Source organism: Pseudoalteromonas piscicida (assembly GCF_002208135.1).
In the GTDB taxonomy this organism is placed as follows: domain Bacteria; phylum Pseudomonadota; class Gammaproteobacteria; order Enterobacterales; family Alteromonadaceae; genus Pseudoalteromonas; species Pseudoalteromonas piscicida_A.
This window is the reverse complement of the sequence record NZ_CP021646.1, coordinates 609499-631937: the sequence shown is the minus strand read 5'-3', so window position 1 is coordinate 631937 and position 22439 is coordinate 609499. Positions and strand designations below refer to the sequence as shown.

The following is a 22439-nucleotide window of genomic DNA, read 5'->3' as shown; positions in this document are numbered from 1 at the left end:
AGCGAATAAAATATCTTAAAAATTTGCTAAATCGGCGCTTTGTCCTGTCTTTTCTCATTCTCCACAATACAATAACGGCCAAAAGGAGACGCCATGACCCAATCAAATTCGAAAGCACTGATTTTTATTCTCGCTTTACTTGTTATCTTTTGCCCGTTAGGTATCGATCTCTATCTGCCTGCATTTGTGGATATGCAGACCAGCCTTCAAGTATCGGAAAGCCAAATTCAGCAAACCGTGAGTATTTATATGTTAGCTGTGGGTCTTGGACAATTGATAGCGGGTCCGCTTGCGGATAAATATGGCCGTAAGCCGGTTGCACTGGTTGGAATAATTTTGTTTGCGCTTGGTGCCGCGATGGCAAGCACTGTCTCCACTTGGCCACTCATGATGGTAGCTCGAGTGCTACAAGGTCTGGGCGCTTGCGCCACTTTCGTCAGCGCTTTTGCTATTGTTCGTGATAGCTTTGGACACAAAGGCAGTGGCCAAATGATCACTTACCTCAATGGTATTGTATGTTTTATCCCAGCATTAGCGCCTATTTTAGGTGCGTGGTTAACCGTCGAGTTTGGCTGGCAGAGTAATTTTAGCTTTTTGTTTGGCTTTGCCGTTGTTGGCCTCGTTTTGGTTTCTCTTATCTATAAAGAGACTCGCCCCGAAGATACGCATTACAGTGGTCATATCCTAGATTTGAGACGTTTTAAGCCGATGCTCAGTAGCTCGACTTTCATATACAATGCCGCCTTAGCTATGCTTGGTATGGCTGCAATGCTGGTATTTGTGATTTCGGCTCCGGGGTGGATCATGGCAAAAATGGGCGGCAGTGTTTCCGACTTCACATTTTGGTTTACTGGCAATGCGGTGCTGAGTATTGTCGCAAGTTTTATTGCTCCCCACTTCATCAAGCGTAATAGCCAGAAGTCACTCACCTTTGGCCTCGCTGTTTTTAGCTTTAGCGGCCTGTTGTTACTAGCTTTGCCACAAACTGAAATAGCGCACTTTGTACTGCCTATGTATATGGCATCAGTCGGCTTTGCATTTACGATTGGAGCCGCGGCTGGTAAAGCGTTATCTGGGTTTGCTAAACAAGCTGGGACGGCTTCAGCGCTGATTGGGGTACTACAGATGAGTGGCGCAGGGATACTTGCAACCATGACACAACCATTAGCATTGGATGCCCCAATGCAACTCGCGTTGCACTTATTACTCGCACTACCTTTCTTGCTATTGCTGGCTACGAAGCACCGTCACCAGCTTCACAGTGCAGCTTAATTAGAATTTATATAATAGCAATTATCAGTACAGTTCCTTTATTAATAACTACGGTGTATGGTTAGACGTCCTGTCATAACCATACATTATATCAAAGTAATTAAATATTCTTATTAACTCCACAAAACTGTATAATTTACTCTTTACGAGTTCTTGTTATTGGTTATATGCTAACCACCGTTAAGAAGTTGTTAGTTTTTATTAACAACAATATTCACGCAATGTAACTGAGAAAATAACAATGAAATTAAACAAGTTAACTGGGGCACTACTCATCGCTGGCGCTTGCGCTATGTCACAAGCACAGGCATCTGACGATCGATACATCATTCAGGTCGACAATTCGAAAAAAGGCGTCGTAAAAGCACTTGCTAAAAAGCTTGGCGCTGAGCTGCACGTTGATGGCGATGGCTTCTTCGCTGCAACTTTTACAGGCAAAGATCTTAGTCAAGTAAAGGGCTTATTAAACAACCCACACATCAAACTCGTTGAAGCAGACCAAAAGCGTTACCCACTGGGGATTTATAACGACGACGCAGGTAACCCAATGCAGCAACAGGTTACGCCTTATGCAGTTTACCAATCACAAGCTGATCAACTTACTTTCGATGCCAATGCAGGCATGAAAGTATGTGTGATTGACTCAGGTCTTGACCAATCAAACCCTGATTTCATTTGGGGTAATATCACTGGTGATAATGACAGCGGCACAGGTAATTGGTATGAAAATGGTGGCCCACACGGCACACACGTAGCCGGTACTATCGGTGCTGCTGACAATAATATTGGTGTTATCGGCATGGCACCTGGCGTGCCAATGCACATAATTAAAGTATTTAATGCAGAAGGCTGGGGCTACTCTTCTGACCTTGCTCATGCAGCAAACCTATGCTCACAAGCCGGTGCAAACATCATCAATATGAGTTTGGGCGGTGGTGGCTCAAACAATACAGAGTCAAACGCATTTGAAAACTTCCGTAATGCGGGTGGCCTAGTGGTTGCAGCAGCTGGTAACGATGGCAACAATGTTCGTTCATACCCTGCAGGCTATCCTTCAGTAATGATGATCGGCGCAAACGATGCGGATAATCAAATTGCAGACTTTTCTCAGTATCCAAGCTGTACTTCTGGTCGTGGAAAACGCGCGACTAACGACGAGCACATTTGTGTAGAGGTAACTGCAGGTGGTGTTGATACACTTTCAACTTATCCAGCAGACATGGCTACTTCTTCAAGCATGACCGCTGACGGTGCGGCGTTTGCAAGTTCAGCAATGGAAAACAGTGGTAACGCTTCAGGCTCGCTTTACTTTATGGGTACAGCTGAAGCAACCGATGGCGCTGCAAACGGTAAGGTGTGTTTAATTGACCGTGGTAATGTTTCATTCCACGATAAAGTAGCAAACTGTGAAGCATCTGGTGGTATCGGCGCGATTATCGTAAATAATGAAGCAGGCATGCTATACGGCACTTTAGGTGATACTAACAGCACATCAATCCCAGCGGTTGGCGCTGCATTTGAAGATCGCACAGCGTTGATGGCCGCTACAAACGCGAACATCAGCATTGGTACGAGTGATTATGGCTTAATGAGCGGCACATCAATGGCAACTCCTGCTGTTGCAGGTCTTGCAGCATTGGTATGGTCTAACCACCCAGAGTGTACTGGTGAAGAAATCCGTAGTGCATTAAAAGCAACCGCAGCAGATGCTGGCGCTGCAGGTAAAGACGTGTACTTTGGTTACGGTATCGTTAAAGCAGCAGATGCGAGCGCTTACTTAACAGCTAATGGTTGTGCTGGCGGTGGTACAGGTTCAGGTGGCGGTGATAACACAACAAGCGTTGAGCTTTCAGCTTCAGGTTATAAGCAAAAAGGTAACAGTTATGTTGACTTAAGCTGGAACGGTGCAAGCACGTCACAAGTCGATATTTATCGTAACGGTAGTAAAATTGTCACAACTAGCAATGATAATAGTCATACAGACAGCATCAGTGTTAAAGGCGGCGGTACATACGGCTACCAAGTGTGCGAACAAGGTAGCACTGCGACCTGTTCAGCAACACAAACTGTTGTGTTTTAACTCCCAACCAACCAATTCAAGAATGCCGGTCTTTTAATCGGCATTTTTTTATTCTACTACTCCCCCCATCTTTTGTTGAGAGCTTGTTCGGCTACCTCTCTTAAGATCTGGATAAAGCGGGTAAGCCTATGACCATAGAGATTTGTTCATTTCCATTTCACTTCTACACTCTATAATGGAGTTGGACAGTCACAGAAGGAGTTCATGAAATGAGTACATCGGGTTATACCCCACCTAAAGTTTGGCAGTGGCCATGGCAAAGTGGCGATGGTAGTAAATTCGCGAATATCAACCGCCCTACTGCAGGCGCAAGATTCGAAAAGTCCCTACCGCAAGGCAAACACCCGTTACAACTCTACTCCCTCGCGACCCCAAACGGCGTGAAAGTGACTATCTTGCTAGAAGAGCTTCTAGCAGCCGGGGTAAAAGAAGCTGAATACGATGCCTTTTTAATTAATATCATGGAAGGTGAGCAATTTAGCTCAGGGTTTGTTGCACTTAATCCAAATTCTAAGATCCCGCGCTATTAGATACCAGCACCAATGAACCAACCAAAATCTTTGAATCTGGCTCAATTTTGCTTTATTTAGCTGAAAAGTTCCAAAAGTTCATTCCTCAAGATCCCACAAAACGCACGGAATGCCTCAACTGGTTATTTTGGCAAATGGGGGCTGCGCCACTACTTGGTGGTGGATTTGGTCACTTCTATGCCTACGCACCAGAGCACTACGAATATCCAATCAACCGCTACACGATGGAAGTGAAGCGCCAACTGGATTTACTGAATCAACACCTAGCCACGAGAGATTATATTTGTGGCGATGAATACACTATCGCTGATATGGCAATCTGGCCGTGGTATGGCGTGCTAGCCCAAGGACACCTATATGACGCGGCAGAGTTTTTAGACGTCAATGGATATGAACACGTGATCCGCTGGGCTGGACTCATCGCCTCAAGAGAAGCGGTCAAACGCGGAAAAATGGTAAATAAAACATGGGGAGAACCTCATGAGCAGCTTCATGAAAGACACGACGCCAGCGACTTTGATACCAGCATCCAAGACAAACTAGAGCCGTAACCTTACCTTGGTTTAATTCTTGGTTTAATAAGGGTTAGCTTTAACTTTCGGGTTTGATTAATTAGATTTAATCAAACCCGATTGTCTGTATGTCAGAAAAGAATGGTGTTAGCACTTTGATCAGCATTTTCTTATTAGAACATAGAACACACCTGCATTAGAATTTACCCAAAGATATGAAATCCACTTTGTAATCTTCCGACGATAGCGACTAAACCGCTTCCCATTATCACACCTATAAGAAGCGTTCCGAAAATAAGACATACATAGAGTAATGTCCAAGCACTGGAAGATTTTGACCCCGCCTGTTCCTCTGAAATATTGTCGGAACATCGGTAGATTCTACGCAAACTTCTTTCCACCCCAAAAACGGTGCCGCCGATCAAGCCAAAAAGCAGTGCGACCGCGAAAGTAATAACCCAATACTCTGCATTCTCAAAACCATCCCATAAAAGAATTGCGCCGTTGATCCAAGCTAAACCAGTACAACCCCACGAGGCAAGTAGATAGATTGTCAGCATACGTGTCATTGATTACCTACTTCGGAGAAGCGACTATTGAAAATAGTCTATCAGTTCTAATGATTGCTGTTCAGTTTTATATGCTTCAATATCGTAAAACTTCACAACGTTTTCGTCAGAAAAAATAGCTAACAAAGCAAGACTGTTATCTCTTGATAGCTTATTAAGAATTAACCGAGATGTTTCTAGTTCTGGACATTTCACCTAAATTATCTTTGAAACAACGCCCCGCTCACCCGCACGTACTGCGAAGAGCGTTTTTGTGTAAAATGGCGCGCAGCGACATACAAAAACGAGCGTAGCAGTATGTGTCGGCGTGCAGCGGTTTGTTAAATTTATTTTGCAACGAAGTACCTCACCTTCGCCCTTCCAAATTCAGGAGTAACAACAGCGACCCCCGAACGAATACCTATGTAGTAGCTTTTCTTGTATTGAACGATAGATGTAGGGTAGAGGCTACCCCAAAAAGCATTGAAAACTACAATTTCAAAATCGGTATCCGGGGTAAATTCCATCAGGCTTGAATGACCAGCAATTACAATTTTCTTGGCACCTCGCCAGGAATCCTCAATAGTGATTGCTTCAGGAGCATCGGGCAATAATGTAATCTGTATGGGTGTAGATGGATTTCTATAATCCCTAATTACGTGTATAGCTCCCCCGCTAAAACTCATATGTGCCAAACCAGAGATAATGTAAAGATCTCCATTTATGGGGACGAGAGCCCGAATATTAGCACTGAAAAAAGGTTTTTCATTTTGCTTATATTCATTCAGGTACAAGCCGCCTCCAAATTCTCCGTGATCAATACCTACATACTTAACTGTACCTGCATCAAACACCAAGTTCGTCTGTTCTTCATCGTCGCTACTTATTACCAACGACTCATCTAGTGCTACATGGCGCGAAGGAAAGCTTCTATTCGCTAGCGACCATTCCTCAGAACCAACTTCTGGAACTTCGCTTTCTATGTAACCACGCTTACTCATCTCATCAGATATTTCATCCGCTATACCCGAAGAGCTTAAGATACTCAAAAGTATGAATGTCACTATTGATTTCAAATCTGGCTCCCTGAATTTAACGTCCCGCATAAGTGGCGGATAACAGTTGGCTAAACTCAGCGAAGAATGAGCGCCAGCCAACTGTTAGGCGTCCATTTTTAATGCGTTTGTTAGGTGAATCAATCACCGTAGAACACCAAATTACTTTCTTGTTTTAATGCTAATTTCGCTGATTTAACTAACATGTCCAATGTATTCAAAAGCTCATTTTTGTTTAATGACGCTAACCCATCATGAATAGTTTCATATCGGATGGTTTCTTTAGACATTAAACTTAAAGTTTCTCTAGCGAACGCAATTGTATTTAACAGACGGCGACAATCTTCTAGTTCGTATTCTGTTCGTCCATATTCATCAAAAGTCTGCGCGCCAACGTTAATTAGTGGCAATAAATACTCTTGAATTTCAAATGAAGGAAAATGCCAATGACTTGGACTTTCTTCAATATTAGCAACTTTCCACGAAATCAAAGATTCACCTAACATTTTAATAGTGCGCAAATCGCGCATATTTCTGATTTGCAATCGCGCACTTTTATGATTGGTTTAGTTTTAACAAAATTGATAACTCATGGCCAACATTATTAAAAGTTCAAGTTACGATTTTTTGAGAAAGATAAAAATGCGCAACTTTCGCAATTTCTTGAATATGGGGGAAATAGCTCTACTTGTTAATTCTAGTTTTCCTCTCAAAGCAGCAAATTTGCCTGCAAGCACCAAACAACACTATCAGCACCGTTTTCCTCCCTCATCACACCCGAAAGTAAATTGCCAATGAGTCATTTCAACGCATGGATGCGTGAAAAGCTGTGACAGGGACTGGGATGTCCCTTACACAGCGGTGACGTTCATATTGGCAATTTACTTGAGGAGTCAGTGTGATGTTGGGAGTGCCCTTTCTTTTGCTACCTTTTCTTTGGGCAAGCAAAGAAAAGATAGTCGTAGCCCATGGATGGGCGTCGAAATCCGTCAGGAGGACATATTAGCCTTACCCTCCATGGCTCGTATCAAAGCGCATCCATGCGCCTCTCGTTCATTCTTTTTAAACGACGCGATCGAGCGAACCAAGAAAACGTCGCCCCAGCATCACACTCAATCCTCAAACCCTAAGCCGATATATAATACCAATTGCACTAAGTCTCCAATCAATTTGAAGGGTGAAATACCATATTAGCGTCGTTAAAAATTTCTCATTTAGAACAACTAAATAGCAAAATTTTTGCCTAGCTACTAAAGCTATTTCTCCGCTTCAAATTGCTCATTTACCTAATGCAATTGGTATCGCAACCGTCTTGTAAGGCACGTCCTTGTGCATGACAAGACTTGGCCGACATCCTGTCGGCACATTGCATATCGAATTATGCTTTTCGGGTGTGATGGAGGGGGAATAAGTTGCTTTCAAGATCTTCTACGGCTTTTATGATTAAGTTGCTTACAAGCACCACAAAAACGATCCGAGTGAGCACCTAATTAACAGTCTAAATCGTTTTGTGGGAGGTGGTTCACCCGCCGAGAAGTTATGCTTTTCTAGTGTGGTATTGACCGTGCGTCCTGGTTTTTCTTTTAAAAGCAGCTAAGTCGCTTACAAGCACCACAAGAATTTATCAGCGCCTTGTGTCTCCCTCATCACACCCGAAAGTAAATTGCCAATGAGTCATTTCAACGCATGGATGCGTGAAAAGCGGTGACAGGGCCAAGGATGGCCCTTACACAGCGGTGACGTTCATATTGGCAATTTGCTTGAGGAGTCAGTGTGATGTTGGGAGTGCCCTTTCTTTTGCTTACTTGTTCTTTGGGCATCAAAGAAAAGTATGTCGTAGCCCATGGATGGGCGTCGAAATCAGTCAGGAGGACAACAAACCAACACAGCGAGATTCCAAAGATTGCTATCCTTTTTCTGCTTTTCTTTTCGGCTATGTGTTAACCCCTAGCGACTTTGTCGATTGAGGTTATTTTGAGCATAATGATTCAATACCTCCCAAAACAAAATCTTAACAATTCAGTGATGTAGATTTCGCCAGAACCCTGTATTATAAGCCTGTTAAAAGCTTAGGAACGGGTGCGCCTGTACGTGAAGCGAATGGATACTAAAATCAATAACTGTGCTTATGGAACTTTTTGCGCGAATGGAATGATATTATGATCAAGAAAACCGCCATCATCATTGCAATATTGGCTGCTATTAGCGGCTGTAAATCGCTGGTTTATAAAGGTAATAAACTTTACGAAGCGGGAATGTACCGCCAAGCTGCTGAGTATTATTCACAAGCACTCGTGGAAGATCCTGAGGATCTTGAAGCGAAACAAGGTTTAACACTGGCGCGAGATAAGCTGATAGATAAAGGTCTTATCGATGTCCGTATGCTGCGCTTAGCAAATAACTACACCGCCGCTGCAACTAGGCTAGAAGAAATCGTAGAGAACCAAGCACAATGGCAAATGAAGCCGACTGGCGCGATGGCAAACACCCAAAGAGAAGAACTGGATTACGCGAGGCAATGGCTACTCGATGAAGCCCGTTCACTTTCAAACACGCCCTACCCCGACAAGTTTAAGCTGTTTGAACATAACTATCGCCATCTGATCAGCAATGCACAATTAGCAAGCGCCATGAGCACCCACTATGACACGCTAAGAACGCAAGCGCAGAAAAAGTGTGATGAACTTGCAGGACAGGTCAGCGGGCAGCGCTTCTATTTAAAAAGTTTCACGGAAAAATACTGTTTAGCGTGGCAAACTCCAAAACGTTTACGTGTAGATAACCAAGATAAAAGTCGTTATTTTGCGATGAACATACGAGATCGTGTCGATATTGGCTTGCGCTTTGGCAACTCAATCAGAGGACAATATGGCGCATTTATCTCAAGCCTAAATACGGCATTTAATAATAGCCTCTGGTTTGATAGTGATGGCAGTCAACAGCTTTCATTAGAGTTATATGCAGATGCAGACTATTACCGCACTAGCAATCAATATATTCAACGTAAGCATTATCAACAGGAAGTTGAACGACCAGACCCAAATAACTCAGATAAGACGCACACTGTAGAAGTCACAAGAGAGTTCACTTACCCGGTGACCATCTACGATGAGAAATTTGATATCAACGTTAATTATGAGGCGAGTTTAGCCCATCGTTATATCAAAGGTAGTGCAAGCGATAGTAAGCATAATAAAACCCGTGCGCATCAGGCTGATTTTGAGCAACTTGATATCACCCCGCTGTCTCCCGACTTTCTCAATCTTTCACAGTTAACAGAAAAGACCTTTGACGAATTACTCAAAAAATTCTCTCAAGATCTTACACTAACTTGGAAGCAAAATTACTGTGGGCAGGCACTTGGCACCGATAAAGGCGAAAATATTCTGCGCTGTGCCAAGCTTGAGCCCGAGCATGACTATATCAACCGTTGGTTTGACCAGCACTTTGGGATCAAGTACTCAGAAATGACGACTTTATACGGTATTTGAGGCTCAGAATGAGTTTTGAAACTCGCCAAAAAGCCGAAAAATGATTATATTGTGCCAACTTTATTTGTATTAGGAATTAAGCTATGCCAAAGGCAAGTGAAATAAAAAAACATGCCGCGATCGAGTATAACGGCCGCGTAATGATTGTTCGTGACATTGAGCGCTCAGTACCACAAGGTCGCGCTGGTGGTAGCCTATACCGTATGCGTATGTACGATGTAGTAGATAACTCTAAAGTAGATGAGACTTTTAAAGCGGAAGAGATGCTGACACTTGCAGATCTTAACCGTCGCCCTGCAATGCTTTCATATGTAGATGGTGATGAATATGTGTTTATGGATGATGAAGACTACACGCCATACCATCTAAATAAAGAGTCTATTGCTGAGCAATTATTGTTTATCGATGAATCAACTAAAGGTTTATCTATCGTCGTGGTTCAGGGCATGCCTGTTTCTATCGACTTACCTTCAAGCGTAGAGCTTGTGATTGAAGATACCTCTCCTTCAATCAAGGGCGCATCTGCTAGCGCTAGAACAAAGCCTGCGACATTAACGACTGGCCTTGTTGTTCAAGTTCCTGAGCATATTTCAAGCGGTGACAAAATTAAGATCAACACTGCTGAATCTAAGTTCATGGGCCGTGCAGAATAAGTCCATTGCACTTTTGATAGCGAGCCGTAGTGCTCGCTATCGTCTAAAAATCCCCAAACTTTCTTTGCAGTAGTCGCTTTCTATAATTTTGGCCTTACTCTTAAAAATCGCGCAAAACGCGGTTTACCAAACTTAGTATATCCTTGGTATCGATAGGTAATTTGACTACCAATCGGTGGTGGTGATGCGCGCTCTTCGTCGCTAAACCCCGAGCCAATTTTAAACTCCATACCTTGTTCATCTCTCACCAGTAGCGATCCCATCATCCCTTGGTACTTTCCCTTACCGGGTAAATGCTTAATCACGATGGCTTCGTCGTCAAGATACGGCTTGTATTTTAATACGTTGGTTGTTCTTCCATCTTCGTGCTTGGCATTTTTAGCATGCAAAATAACCCCTTCACCGCCTCGCTTTAAGACAGCATGATAATAATCGTTTAACGCCTTAACGGAGCCAAATGATAGCTGCTTGACGGGTTTAATGTGCGATAACTCAATATGGCTTAGTAGGCTTAAGTAACGCTCATGACGTTTGGAGAATATCTCTGCAGAATTTGGCGCGTCAAATACATAATAAGTCACTTGACGCCAGTGCTCATTGTTAGGCAAATGGCGCCTCGCAATCGCGCTCACAAAAGCGAAGTTATTGTACCCAGCCCACAACTCGCCGTCTAACCATGTCTCAGGTAGCCCTTGCGTAAACCAGTCAGGCGCCTTAATTAAATGACCGCCACGCGTACGCAGCTGTGAGCCATCCCAAATGGCCCTAACACCATCAAATTTTTCACTAACAAGGTAATTAGAAATATCTTCGTCGCCTTGATATACGGAAGCAAGCTGGATTTTTGTGTGGGTTTCATTCCCATAAAGGAAATTGGAAAAACACAGTAGTAGACATAATAAGCATGGTAAATATCGCATAGCATAATCCTTTGCAGTGGATAGTTAATACCAGCGACTTGGACTAACACCAGTTGGCAGGAGCTGAGCCCAAGTTATTTAAGTTCACCGATATTAAAAATTAACAAATTTCACACTTAAAGATTACACAAGAATCAACGTTTGTAAAATCGAACAAGCTTTGACTAACAGTCCCCTGTTTATACCAATTGGCATTACCTTTCAGGGCACAGCCATTGAAAGACAGCTTCTAGATCAGTAAATGAATGATCGGCAAGACTTAAATCTTGTTTATTAGAGTGCATATTTGGCACGACAACCGCGGTTAACCCCGCTTCTTTGGCCGAAGTTAACCCTGTGCAGGTGTCTTCTATTGCCACGGCTTCGTGTGGCGCAATGTCTAGCGCGGCGAGCGCTTTGCGATAAGGTTCTGGATGAGGCTTTGGCTGTTCGACATCATCTTTGCACACAATAACAGAGAATAACTCTAATAACTGATAATGCCGTAAAACTGGAAGTGCTTCTGCTCTACTACTTCCTGTCACGAGTGCAATTGGACAGCGCTTTGAGGTTAGTTCAACCACTTGCGTTGCAAAATACATTAATCTGGGGAGTACTTCAGCGGCAGTTGAGACAAAGACGACATTTTTTTCATCACATAAATCGCGAGCAGAAGACGCAAGTTGGTGTCTTTCTTTCAGTATACGCGCGGCTTCGAGTGTTGGCACACCCGAGAATTCATCACAAAAGTCATGCTCCGTATAATCAATTTGATACGGGGCTAACACCTTCATCCAACTTTGATAATGGAGTGCTTCTGAATCAACTAATGTACCGTCAAAGTCAAATAAAACAGCCTGAAAACGCATTTACACTCCTTAATTTGGTTGTATTAATTAACCGTTGATCCCTGCAGGTGGCTCAGCGGTGGCTTCTTCACCGCTATCAACTTCAACTAATGTATAGCCTCGCTGCTGTCTAATCACTTTTAAAATTGGCTTATCGAAAGCTGACTTTAGCCTATCTGCGTCCGCTTGTAACTCTTCCAACGTACGCCCAAATGGTGCAGCACCTGTTTCAGACCAATTCGTTACCTTACCATTTAAGTTATATTCCACTTCATGGATTTGATATAAAGCCGCTTCGTCTTTTGTTGCTTCACAATATATCACTCGATAATTCCAAAAACCTGACATATTCACTCCTAACATAAAAATTTCATTAAAAAGCCCGCTTAATGCGGGCTTTAGTTACGCTATTATAGTCACTGTAGCGTGAATTAGAAGAATTTCACTTTGAATTCAGCACCAATGAAGCGATCTTGGTTCAACATACCGGTATTGTTATTGAAATCTACACCACCAATAACTACCTGCTCGTCGAATAGGTTGCGAACAAATGCCGATACTTCGTATTCGTTGTCACCAGAGAACCACAAATAGCCTGAACGAATACCAGTTTCAAATAACGCTTCACCTTCAAATTCTACTGATTTGTATAAGAAGAAGTCGACCTCGCTACGGTAAGACATATCACCATATACGAAGAACTCACCATTCTCTAACTCTTTTGTATAGCGAAGCGTTGCGTTTGCGATCCACTCAGGTGCGTGCGGTAGGCTATTACCGTCCAAAATTGCACGGGCTTCTGGGCCGTTAGCACCTTCAACCATGTAGGTTGGATCCGTGACCGTACACTGCGCACAAACCGCAACAGCTAAGTTTTTATCTTCCAACTCCGTTTTGTTATAGCTTAGGTTAAACGTCGCATTTAGCTCGTCCGTTAACACCCACTCAGTATCAAGCTCAAAGCCGTAGCCGGTAGTCTTGTCCGCATTCACTAAACGGTTGAAGTTTGAGCCGCCACCTACAGCCGTTAGCTGTTGGTCGTCCATCTGATAGTAGAATACCGTCGCGTTTACGCGGCCTTGACCATCAAGTACGTCTGACTTAATACCTGCTTCAATCGAGTTGGTAGTTTCTGACTTAGCAACAGTTACTTCATCACCGAACAAAATACGGCCTTGAACACTTGGAGCACGGAAGCCGTTAGCAAGACGACCAAACAAGTTTACGTCATCAGTTAGCTTATAAGTGGCACTTAAATCCCAGCTTACGTGGCTATCGCTTGGGTTAGCGGTGCCATCAAGTACGTCAGGAGAGCCGTTCCAAGGTGTCGGGTTTTTAGTACGCTTAGCGTAAAACTCTTTCTCATCGTCAGAATAACGCAGACCAGCAGTTACTTTTAAATCATCAGATACGGTGTAATCAAAAGAGCCGAATACCGCCCATGCCGATGTATCTTGATCTTGGTAAGCGTAACCGTTTTGCACGCCATACTGGGCATACGCAGCATCATAACCATTCGTATCGAAGCTGTAGCTTTCAATCGTCAGATCTTCTTCAAATAAGAAGAGACCTACCTGATAGTTATAATCGCCTGAGAAGTTACTAGATAAACGAAGCTCTTGCGTATACTGGTTGTGCTCTGGAATAACATCTGCAGTTTCAGAAGTGAAAATAATCAAACCTGGGCCTGAAACGCCAGCATCATTTGGGCCGTAACCACCATCAACGTCTGCACGAGAATAGATTTCAGCACTTTCCCAAGCCGTGATTGAAGTTACTGTATGCTCAGGTAAGTCCCACTCAAGCTTTAAACTCAAACCTTGAGTCTCTACTTGCTGAGTTGAACGAGAAGCTGCATCGTGATAAACCACATCGTTGTCGTACAATGGATTGATATTGTTTGTGCCTTTCTCGATTAGATTCGCACGAAATGCAATTGGACGACCATCTAAATCACGGTAGTGATAGTTAAGTAGGCCGTTAAAATCATCGCCTTCATATAGGAATTGAACACGAACGGCTTGCTCGCTGTAACCACCTAGAGAATCTTCTTTTTCGAAGCCTGGTGCTTTTACATCGATATAATCTTCTTGTTCCTGCCACAATGCAGAAATACGCGTTGATACACGGTCAGTTACTGAGCCGCCTACTGCGCCTTCAAAGTCTACCGCACCGCGGCTACCATAAGAAACAGCAGCATAGCCATCAAACTCTTGGCTTGGTTTCACCGTGTCAAATTTAACAAGACCTGCTGGCGTGTTGCGACCGAATAGCGTGCCCTGAGGACCTCGTAATACTTCAATACGTGAAATATCAAATACAGGGAAGCCTTTTAGAATAGGGTTTTCTTGAACCACTTCATCAACAACCAAAGATACAGGTTGAGAAGCATTTAGATCGAAGTCAGTGTTACCTAATCCACGTACGTAAAAACGTGGGAAAGTACGACCAAACGAAGATTCTACCGATAAACTTGGGATCTTCGCATTCATAAAGCGAATGTCCATACCCGCTGAGCTGTAAGCATTCAAGTTATCACCTTGAAGCGCTGACACAGACACAGGCACTTCCTGCGCGTTTTCAACACGTTTACGAGCGGTGATTTGAATAACTTCTAGTTGATTTTTTTTGGCTTGCTCTTCCTCAGCAAGTGAAGAAAATGAAGTACCTGCCACAGCAGAGAACAACGTAGCATTAATAAGGGTAGCTAACGTAGATCTTTTCATTGCTTTCATGTTGGTTTTCGACCTTTTAGTGCACTCTTTGTTCAACGGTTTAAAATTTGGGCGCCGTTTCACTTAGGCGTGAACGTTCAATTTTTCGCGATTTGAATATGATAACGCGGACCTTACAGTTGAGAGTGCGATACAACTTTGCAAGGCTGAACGAGACGGCGGTAATTATAGCAGGTAAATTCTACTTTGCTTTATAAACCGAACTAAAAAATCAATTTTTTCGCAACTTTCAGCGACGTTAGCTGAAAGTTCACAACATTTAGCAACAAAAAACACAAAAAAGCGGACAATTGTCCTTTAAACTTATAACGATATAAGTTCTAAAAACCAACTTTACCGATAACAGAACCATGACACAGTGGTCGAAACTGTGTCGGTTACCTGAACAATACAATTTGCGCCCAAACAAACGTATCGATCATATCGAAAATCGTGATTGCAATGCCGATGATATGACACCAGTGTAATGATAAAGTTCAATAGAAATTAAAAAGAGGACATTAGACCGATTAAGGGGAGGTTTTAGTCTTTCTATATTAATTATTAATTGGAAGGCTTAAGGTAATTGCATCGATGTGAATTCGGCACGGCCAGTCTGTTCATTGTATTCAATAATAGCGACAGCGGCAGTCGAGAAGATAGGCATCGTATCAGGGCACAAACGATCTACCAAATAGCTGACTATCGGCATATGTGCAACCAAAATCCAGGTTTGATGTTCTGGATACATAGAGATAAGCGTTTCTAGATAATCAATAGCTGTGTGTGCTGAGCCACTCGGTACTATGTCTGAACAGGTTTCAACAAATTTGGGATTTTGCAGCGCAAGCACTTGCTCCGCTGTTTGTTGTGCTCTGACGAAAGGACTCACAAGCGCTGCGTCTATCTCAAAATATTGTTTCAACCATTCACCTACATCCTTAGCTTGTTGCAACCCCTGTTCGGTTAAGTTTCTGCTTGCATCTTCGGCTTGCATAGGCTCAGCTTCGCCATGACGCATAATTAAGATAGTCTTCATACTGTTCAGCACCTTCTGTTTATATCACTCTACATATATACGTGCTTATGCCTGATGAGATCCACGTTTAACCTATTGTCGCTAATGGCCTTTCCCTACTGCGCCACTCACAACCTAGGATCTTATACTTGCTGACTACTCATATATGCAGCTTGGTATTATTTTCTTCTAAACCGGTAGCTATCTCACTGGTTTGTTCGCTATATTAAAACAAATGAAGGATTAACATGAAATGAAATTCTAATTACCTTCAATTATCTTTTAACTAATTTATCGGCAGCAGCATATTGAAACTGAGTAATAATGATAGTCGGCAGTACCAATTACTAACACTGGACAATGGTCTTAGAGTCTTGTTGATCAACGACGATTCAACCGCTAAGTGCGCCGTATCATTAACCGTTAATGTTGGTCATTTTGACGATCCTGAAGATCGCCAAGGGATGGCACACTTTTTAGAACATATGCTGTTTCTTGGTACCGTTGAGCACCCTGACTCTGGTGGGTTTTCTCAATTTATTAGTCAGTATGGTGGCCAGAGCAATGCATGGACAGGTACTGAGCATTCAAGCTATTACTTTGACTGTGACGCCGAACGATTAGATGAAGCATTAGCGCGTTTTAGCCAATTCTTTGTATCTCCTTTATTGAGTGATAGCGACACAGAAAAAGAACGAGAGGCGATTGACGCTGAGTTTAAGATGAAAATCAAAGATGATGGCCGTCGCATCTATCAAGTTCATAAAGAAACCATCAATCCTAAGCATCCGTTTGCCAAGTTCTCTGTTGGTACACGGGATACTCTCGCGGATCGTAATGGTAATATCGCCAGTGAATTACGCGCATTTTTTAATAATTATTATAAGGCTCAGTGGATGACACTGGTTGTTGCCGGACCACAACCGTTGACCGCCTTGGAATCCTACTGTTTACCGTTTGCGAAAATAATTGGCACCAAAGAAGAAAAACCAGCGATACAGGCCCCAATGTATCGTGAATGCGACTTACAATTAGAGTTAAAGATCAAACCTCGAAAGCATATGCAAAAACTCATTGTCAGTTTTGCCATGCCAAACCCTACAGATTTATACCGTCATAAAAGTGTGAGCTTTTTAGCTCATTTATTAGGGTATGAAGGTAAAGGCTCGCTGTATTCTATCCTCAAGTCACAAGGTTGGATCAATGCACTATCAGCCGGAGGTGGGATCACTGGCAGTAACTTCAGAGATTTTAACATCAGCTTTGCTCTTACCGATGAAGGGATTGAATACTATGAAGACATAGTGGAAATGCTGTTCGAGTACTTGGCATTAATTAAGCAAAATACCGCCGCACTACCACGCCTATATCAAGACAAAAGTACTTTGCTGGATATCGCGTTTGATAACCAAGAAGTCGGCCGTATGTTAGACTGGGTAAATTCAATCAGCGTTAATATGCACCACTATGAGGAAGAAGATTTTCTCTATGGTGATTATCGCATGGATGGTTTTTCTCAAGAGCAGCACGAAAAACTACTGATGCATTTGTGCCCAACCAACATGCGCCTCGTGCTCATCCACCCTCATGTTGAGGTAAGTAAAAAGGCCAAGTGGTATAACACGCCATACAGTGTCTCGCCGATAGCAAAGGATTGGATTGAGTCACTCTATAATGTGCATATGCCATTACCGCAAATGTCACTGCCTTTAATTAACCCTTACCTGAGTGCGAAGAATCCACTTCATGATGTTGAGGACGATCAAGATACACCGATCCGTTTAGCTGATCAGCCTGGGTTTGAGTTTTGGTTTAAACAGGATTTGACTTTTAGAGTGACCAAAGGGCACTTTTATCTCGAAATAGATTCAGCCCCATCCGTCACCTGTCACAAGCATATGGCACTATCTCGCCTGTTTGCCGATCTCTTTATGGATGCAGTCGCAGAGCGTTTTTATAGCGCAGAATTGGCTGGCCTTAGTTACCATATTAATTCTCATCAAGGTGGCTTAACGCTTCATACCGCAGGACTTACTGGTAATCAAATCACCTTGGTGTTAGAGCTTGTAGAGGCACTACTGAACCAACCAATTCATGCAGCTCGCTTTGCAGAATACAAAAAGCAACTTATTCGCCATTGGAAAAATCACAATAAGAATAAGCCAGTTAGCGAACTATTTAGCCGACTTGGCGCACACTTGATGCCATGGAACCCTAGCCCTGAAGATTTAGCCTGTGCGCTCAAAAGTGCCAGCTTTAACGAATTTCAACTATTTCGAAAGCAGTTTTTTTCAGCAATTCACGTCAAAGCTTTCATGCATGGCAACTGGCAGTTAAAACATGCCGAGAAATTAAAAACATCAGTACACGGACTGTTTTCTAACAGCGAAATTCTAGAAGATTTGAAACGTCCACTAAACGAGTTAACGAGACTGACGGAAGACAATATTGAGCGCGAAGGCAGTGATTATGCCTTCATTGAATATTTTCAATCACGTACCGATTCTGTTGAAGAAAAAGTCACCATGATGGCGATTAATAACCTCATTAATCAAGATTATTTTGAACAATTAAGAACGAGGGAACAGCTCGGTTATTTGGTTGGCGCTGGATATGCGCCATTCAACACCCGTGCGGGTATTGCCTTTTATATTCAATCGCCCAATTTTGACAGTAAACACCTACTTGCACGACATAACAGATTCCTTAAACAGTTTGCCAAGCAGTTGCATCAGTTCGATGAGGTAAGTTGGCAGCGTTCGAAAGAAAGCTTGTTGCTACATATTTCTGAGCAAGACAAAAACTTGAGGCTAAGGGCGCAGCGTTTATGGATTTCAATCACCAATGACTTCCACCAATTTGATATGCAACAAAGATTAATCCAGGCTTTGGCCGACTTAGAATTAGAAGACATCCTTGTTTACATAGATAAGATGCTAGAGCCAAATGCTCCACGGCTGGTTTTAAAGTGTAATTAATGCGTTAGCGTAAGCAAAGAGTGCTTATCGCACTTCTCTTACTACCAAAACTTTCCTCACTTAGTGCATTTTTTTGAGCCCGGTTAAAGCTCAAAAAATGCGCAACCATATTTTTTTAGCATAATGAATTTCATCTGAAACCTTGTTTCGCTGTTGTGAAAAACCGCAATCAACCTGAATTTCCCCTTAATCAACCTGAATTTCCCCTTAATCAACGTTTTCCTTTTGACTACTACAATGGCTTGATTTAGATTAGAGATTGCAGTTATGAATTACGCATTATATGAGCCTAAAAATAAAAACAATAACAATCAATGCACTACTTTTATCACTGACTCCGCATGCAATATACGCCAGTGAAGCAAGTGTATTAACTGGTGCCCAGTTAGCCTGGCTCGTACCATGTGTGATTGCTCTGCTCAGCATTCCTTACTTAGTTTGGTCAAATCACCAACTCAAAAAATCAACTCTTCAACTTAAGCATTCAGAACAACGATTTAAAAGTACGATTGAAGGCAGTGGTGATACATTATGGGACTGGAACATTCAATCAGGTGAAATTGTTCGGATCAACGACAAATACGGCATGAATTCTGCGAAGCCTGGCAGCGTTATACCTAACCAGCATAGGATCCACCCGCAAGACTTATTAATCGTCGAAAAGCTGATGAAACAGCATTTCGCGGAAAAAACACCATTCTTTGAAGCAAGTTATCGTATTAAAGACGAGCTTGGTCAGTACCACTGGGTGTTAGACAGAGGCAAAATCATCGAGAAAGATGCCAACCTCAACCCTTTAAGAATGACAGGTACGGTTCGCGATATCAGCCACTTTAAGAGCACCGAGGAAAGGCTAAACCTATTTGCAAAATGTGTTGAATCACTTACTGACGCAATCGCAATTTATGACCGACACTATAATTTAGTCGATCTAAATCCGAGCTACCTTAAATTATTTGGTGGTCAACGAGAACATTATCTAAATAAACATTTTAGCTTACCGGGCTATGACAATAAGTTTGTTGCTCAAGTAAAAGCCCAGCTTAAACAAACAGAGCATTGGCAAGAAGAGCTCAAACTTCGTAATGCGGCAGATGTACTCTTGCCTATCGAAATTACGATTGATGAAATTAAAAATAATCACGGCCAGATAAGCAACTATGTGGTTGTTTACTCTGATTTAACCGAGCGCAAAAAAGCAGAATCTCAACTCCACAATTTATCGAATCGCGATCGTACAACCGGTCTTCCCAATCGCAACCTGTTCTTTACTAATCTACAAAAGCTATCGTTACAAGGGACGCACCATGCCCTACTCGTCTTCGACTTAGATAACTTTAAAAAGATCAACGATTCGCTGGGCCACCAACTAGGCGATACTCTGCTTGCGAAACTGGCCATGCGGCTAAATAAACTCGCTCGCCAACAAGATACCTTTTACCGACTCGGTGGTGACGAATTTGCGCTGGTGATTTCAGGCACCAACGATATTCACACGATTACACGTACAGCAAAACAATTTCTAGCGGCGATAGCGACACCTTTTAAAATAGCTAATCACGAGTTAGTGATCACCTCTTCTGTGGGGATTGTACTGTGCCCTGAAGATGGCAAGTCTCCTGAAAGCCTGCTGAAAAATGCAGATACCGCTATGTATCATGCCAAGCAAAAGGGTAACCATTATTTATTCTTTAATGATTCAATGAACGAGCAAGCGGTTAAGCGTCTGCAAATTGAAAACTTAATGCGCTATGGCCTCAAAGAAGATCACTTTGTTGTCTACTATCAGCCAAAAATGAATATTAAAACCGGCGAGCTGGTTGGCATGGAAGCACTCGTCCGTTTCATTACCCCAAAAAAGGGGGTGATAAGCCCTGGTGTATTTATCCCTATCGCAGAAGAAACCGGACAGATCATCGAAATTGGTGAAGTCGTTTTAGACAAAGCATGCCGTGATGTAAAGCGCTGGATTGATAAAGGACTGTTCAATGGCAGAGTTGCGGTGAATTTATCAGCAAAACAGTTTAGCTTGCCGGATCTAACCACTCGTATCGACATTATCTTGCAAAAAAATCAACTTCCTTCTTATTTTCTTGAGTTAGAAATCACAGAAGGAACGGTGATGGACGATCCAAAAGAAGCAATTTCGATAATGCGCTCACTTAGTGCTAGAGGGATACACTTAGCCATGGATGACTTTGGTACTGGCTATTCGTCACTGGCTTATCTCAAGCAATTTCCGCTAAATACACTCAAGGTCGATAAGGCATTTATCGATGATATGGGTAACGAGCGCGGTAGAAACATGGTTGACTCTATTGTCACTATCGCGCATAACTTAGATCTTCACGTTGTTGCGGAAGGGGTTGAAAATGAAGAACAACTCAATATTTTAGAGCAGCTAAACTGCCAAACAGTTCAGGGCTATTACTATTCAAAACCGCTTTCAAGCAGTGAATTTGAACAATTTTTAAAGCAACACACCCCAAGTGAAAAACCAAACCTACAGCTCGTGCAATAGTCTAGCTTCATTTGACCTAACCACTTTACGCTTTCCAACTAACTAAATTTGCGCAGCGACGCATCCACGCTCTGCGATAGTGCACTCGAAACAGAATTAACGCCGCGGGGCCTGTTACTACGGCCAAACTTAACCAGCGTTTTCTTGGCATTCCAGTCCATAGAGTTTGAAGATACATTACCATCGCACATAAAGCTGAAATTATTCCAAAAGCCACTGATACTCCTCGGTTTTTTAATTCAATAAGAAAACTAAAACATTCTTTATTAGGAAAGAAACATCACATTTCGATGCCATTTACTAATGCGGCCGATGAGTCTACACAACGTTTAATATTTAATCAATGAAGAAATTATTGTTGCATATTTTTGTATTATTTAATTTAATAACGGACTGTTTAGAGGTATAGCATTGCACAAGAGATGTTATGCCGTAACTTTTCCTAATTTGGGAAACAGAGACAAGTGGGAAATTTTTTACGGTCAACTGGCAATGATTTCCTAGCTTAGTCCACTTAGGTTATGAGTGTATTTTTAGCATAATTTGTGAAGCCAACTTAGTCCTTAACTGGAAATTAAAAGTTAGCTTTTCTAATATTGTAGACGACTGAAATTTTGGTGCTTTTACACACTGTACTTATTTTAATCGTCAACTGTGAGTTAAACCGATATAAAACGGTCAGTTATTCAATAATTGTCTGCGTTATAACGCCATAGTATAGACTTTCTGATAGTTTTTACTGATAGACGATTACAGTATTATCACAAGAGCTGCTAAACTTACTCTCATGTAGTATTAACTGTTACTTCAAGGACACGGGCTATGGATCAGAAAAGCGTACATGAATATTTGCAGGCCAAGCCTGCAACCTTTATCACGAAGCCTTTTGCGCAAGACGTAGATGTGTACAAAGTTCAACATAAAATGTTTGCAACTCTAACTGAGGGGAAAGAGGGGCAAGTAGATGAAGATGGTGAACCGGTTTGGTGGTTAAATGTAAAATGCGACCCTGACGAAGCATTATTGCTTAGAGACAAGTATTCATCTGTTGTGCCTGGTTATCACATGAATAAGCGTCTTTGGAATACAGTCATCTTAGATGGCACTATTCCAGAAGACGAAATAAAGAAGATGATCGATGATTCTTATCAAATCGTCGTAGATAACCTACCGACCGCACAACGTGAAGAACTTGCCAGCAAAGTCACGCAACGTTAATTAAAACGGCATTTAGATAAACCTAAATGCCGTTTTACCTTTCTATATCCTCCACTTATTCACTATCTTTAATATCGATCAACTTGTCTTCAAATCACTCTA

The 22439-nt window shown here is 42.3% G+C and carries 16 protein-coding genes and 1 pseudogene; 8 read left to right on the top strand and 9 right to left on the bottom strand.

Annotated features, from left to right (window positions below; genetic code table 11):
• Positions 1-93: 93 nt before the first annotated feature.
• The 3 genes and pseudogenes from B1L02_RS02980 to yghU all read left to right on the top strand — a co-directional run bounded on the left by B1L02_RS02980 (position 94) and on the right by yghU (position 4433).
• Positions 94-1272 carry a multidrug effflux MFS transporter gene (locus tag B1L02_RS02980; protein WP_088529862.1) on the top strand — a complete coding sequence of 393 codons (1179 nt, stop codon included), beginning with the start codon at positions 94-96 and terminating at the stop codon, positions 1270-1272.
• A 241-nt stretch (positions 1273-1513) separates the two neighbouring features.
• Positions 1514-3352 (top strand): S8 family serine peptidase, encoded by a 1839-nt coding sequence (locus tag B1L02_RS02975; RefSeq protein WP_088529861.1) that lies wholly within the window; start codon positions 1514-1516, stop codon positions 3350-3352.
• 209 nt (positions 3353-3561) lie between these two features.
• Positions 3562-4433: pseudogene (gene yghU / locus B1L02_RS02970) on the top strand (glutathione-dependent disulfide-bond oxidoreductase).
• 164 nt (positions 4434-4597) lie between these two features.
• On the opposite strand, the gene B1L02_RS02965 reads toward yghU, so the two are convergent.
• The 3 genes from B1L02_RS02965 to B1L02_RS02950 form a co-directional block, all read right to left on the bottom strand.
• Positions 4598-4963, bottom strand: coding sequence for a hypothetical protein (locus B1L02_RS02965; RefSeq protein WP_088529860.1), 366 nt, complete (start codon positions 4961-4963; stop codon positions 4598-4600).
• A 326-nt stretch (positions 4964-5289) separates the two neighbouring features.
• Complete coding sequence (locus B1L02_RS02955; RefSeq protein WP_088529859.1) at positions 5290-6018, bottom strand: hypothetical protein; 729 nt, start codon at positions 6016-6018, stop codon at positions 5290-5292.
• A 119-nt stretch (positions 6019-6137) separates the two neighbouring features.
• Positions 6138-6542 carry a hypothetical protein gene (locus tag B1L02_RS02950; RefSeq protein WP_151208252.1) on the bottom strand — a complete coding sequence of 135 codons (405 nt, stop codon included), beginning with the start codon at positions 6540-6542 and terminating at the stop codon, positions 6138-6140.
• Positions 6543-8156: 1614 nt separating this feature from the next.
• On the opposite strand from B1L02_RS02950, the gene B1L02_RS02945 reads away from it, so the two are divergent.
• On the top strand, positions 8157-9488 hold the full coding sequence (locus B1L02_RS02945) for a tetratricopeptide repeat protein (protein ID WP_088529857.1): 1332 nt from the start codon (positions 8157-8159) through the stop codon (positions 9486-9488).
• An 83-nt stretch (positions 9489-9571) separates the two neighbouring features.
• Entirely contained in the window at positions 9572-10141 is a 570-nt protein-coding gene (yeiP, locus tag B1L02_RS02940) for an elongation factor P-like protein YeiP (RefSeq protein ID WP_010606026.1), read from the top strand.
• An 80-nt stretch (positions 10142-10221) separates the two neighbouring features.
• On the opposite strand, the gene B1L02_RS02935 is transcribed toward yeiP, so the two are convergent.
• The 5 genes from B1L02_RS02935 to sixA all read right to left on the bottom strand — a co-directional run bounded on the left by B1L02_RS02935 (position 10222) and on the right by sixA (position 15641).
• Positions 10222-11061 (bottom strand): DNA ligase, encoded by an 840-nt coding sequence (locus B1L02_RS02935; protein WP_088529856.1) that lies wholly within the window; start codon positions 11059-11061, stop codon positions 10222-10224.
• Between the two features lie 194 nt (positions 11062-11255).
• On the bottom strand, positions 11256-11909 hold the full coding sequence (locus tag B1L02_RS02930) for an HAD family hydrolase (RefSeq protein WP_088529855.1): 654 nt from the start codon (positions 11907-11909) through the stop codon (positions 11256-11258).
• A gap of 27 nt (positions 11910-11936) precedes the next feature.
• Positions 11937-12236, bottom strand: coding sequence for a hypothetical protein (locus tag B1L02_RS02925; protein WP_088529854.1), 300 nt, complete (start codon positions 12234-12236; stop codon positions 11937-11939).
• A gap of 83 nt (positions 12237-12319) precedes the next feature.
• Positions 12320-14623 (bottom strand): TonB-dependent receptor, encoded by a 2304-nt coding sequence (locus tag B1L02_RS02920; RefSeq protein ID WP_088529853.1) that lies wholly within the window; start codon positions 14621-14623, stop codon positions 12320-12322.
• Positions 14624-15179: 556 nt separating this feature from the next.
• A complete protein-coding gene (sixA, locus tag B1L02_RS02915) occupies positions 15180-15641 on the bottom strand; it encodes a phosphohistidine phosphatase SixA (RefSeq protein WP_088529852.1) in 462 nt (153 codons plus the stop codon).
• A gap of 287 nt (positions 15642-15928) precedes the next feature.
• Here sixA and B1L02_RS02910 point away from each other — a divergent pair, with 287 nt between their 5' ends.
• Both B1L02_RS02910 and B1L02_RS02905 read left to right on the top strand, forming a co-directional pair.
• A complete protein-coding gene (locus B1L02_RS02910; protein ID WP_100053027.1) occupies positions 15929-18598 on the top strand; it encodes an insulinase family protein in 2670 nt (889 codons plus the stop codon).
• Positions 18599-18881: 283 nt separating this feature from the next.
• Positions 18882-21119 carry a putative bifunctional diguanylate cyclase/phosphodiesterase gene (locus B1L02_RS02905; RefSeq protein WP_088529850.1) on the top strand — a complete coding sequence of 746 codons (2238 nt, stop codon included), beginning with the start codon at positions 18882-18884 and terminating at the stop codon, positions 21117-21119.
• 25 nt (positions 21120-21144) lie between these two features.
• Here B1L02_RS02905 and B1L02_RS02900 read toward each other — a convergent pair whose 3' ends face one another.
• Positions 21145-21336 (bottom strand): hypothetical protein, encoded by a 192-nt coding sequence (locus B1L02_RS02900; RefSeq protein WP_081629149.1) that lies wholly within the window; start codon positions 21334-21336, stop codon positions 21145-21147.
• 605 nt (positions 21337-21941) lie between these two features.
• Here B1L02_RS02900 and B1L02_RS02895 point away from each other — a divergent pair.
• Positions 21942-22337 carry an MmcQ/YjbR family DNA-binding protein gene (locus tag B1L02_RS02895; RefSeq protein WP_088529849.1) on the top strand — a complete coding sequence of 132 codons (396 nt, stop codon included), beginning with the start codon at positions 21942-21944 and terminating at the stop codon, positions 22335-22337.
• Positions 22338-22439 lie beyond the last annotated feature (102 nt).

Bases quoted from the DNA above. Each gene is read 5' to 3' on its own strand.
- B1L02_RS02980 (WP_088529862.1), top strand. From the start codon at position 94: ATGACCCAATCAAATTCGAAAGCACTGATTTTTATTCTCGCTTTACTT.
- B1L02_RS02975 (WP_088529861.1), top strand. From the start codon at position 1,514: ATGAAATTAAACAAGTTAACTGGGGCACTACTCATCGCTGGCGCTTGC.
- B1L02_RS02965 (WP_088529860.1), bottom strand. From the start codon at position 4,963: ATGACACGTATGCTGACAATCTATCTACTTGCCTCGTGGGGTTGTACT.
- B1L02_RS02945 (WP_088529857.1), top strand. From the start codon at position 8,157: ATGATCAAGAAAACCGCCATCATCATTGCAATATTGGCTGCTATTAGC.
- yeiP (WP_010606026.1), top strand. From the start codon at position 9,572: ATGCCAAAGGCAAGTGAAATAAAAAAACATGCCGCGATCGAGTATAAC.
- B1L02_RS02935 (WP_088529856.1), bottom strand. From the start codon at position 11,061: ATGCGATATTTACCATGCTTATTATGTCTACTACTGTGTTTTTCCAAT.
- B1L02_RS02930 (WP_088529855.1), bottom strand. From the start codon at position 11,909: ATGCGTTTTCAGGCTGTTTTATTTGACTTTGACGGTACATTAGTTGAT.
- B1L02_RS02925 (WP_088529854.1), bottom strand. From the start codon at position 12,236: ATGTCAGGTTTTTGGAATTATCGAGTGATATATTGTGAAGCAACAAAA.
- B1L02_RS02920 (WP_088529853.1), bottom strand. From the start codon at position 14,623: ATGAAAGCAATGAAAAGATCTACGTTAGCTACCCTTATTAATGCTACG.
- sixA (WP_088529852.1), bottom strand. From the start codon at position 15,641: ATGAAGACTATCTTAATTATGCGTCATGGCGAAGCTGAGCCTATGCAA.
- B1L02_RS02905 (WP_088529850.1), top strand. From the start codon at position 18,882: ATGAGCCTAAAAATAAAAACAATAACAATCAATGCACTACTTTTATCA.
- B1L02_RS02895 (WP_088529849.1), top strand. From the start codon at position 21,942: ATGGATCAGAAAAGCGTACATGAATATTTGCAGGCCAAGCCTGCAACC.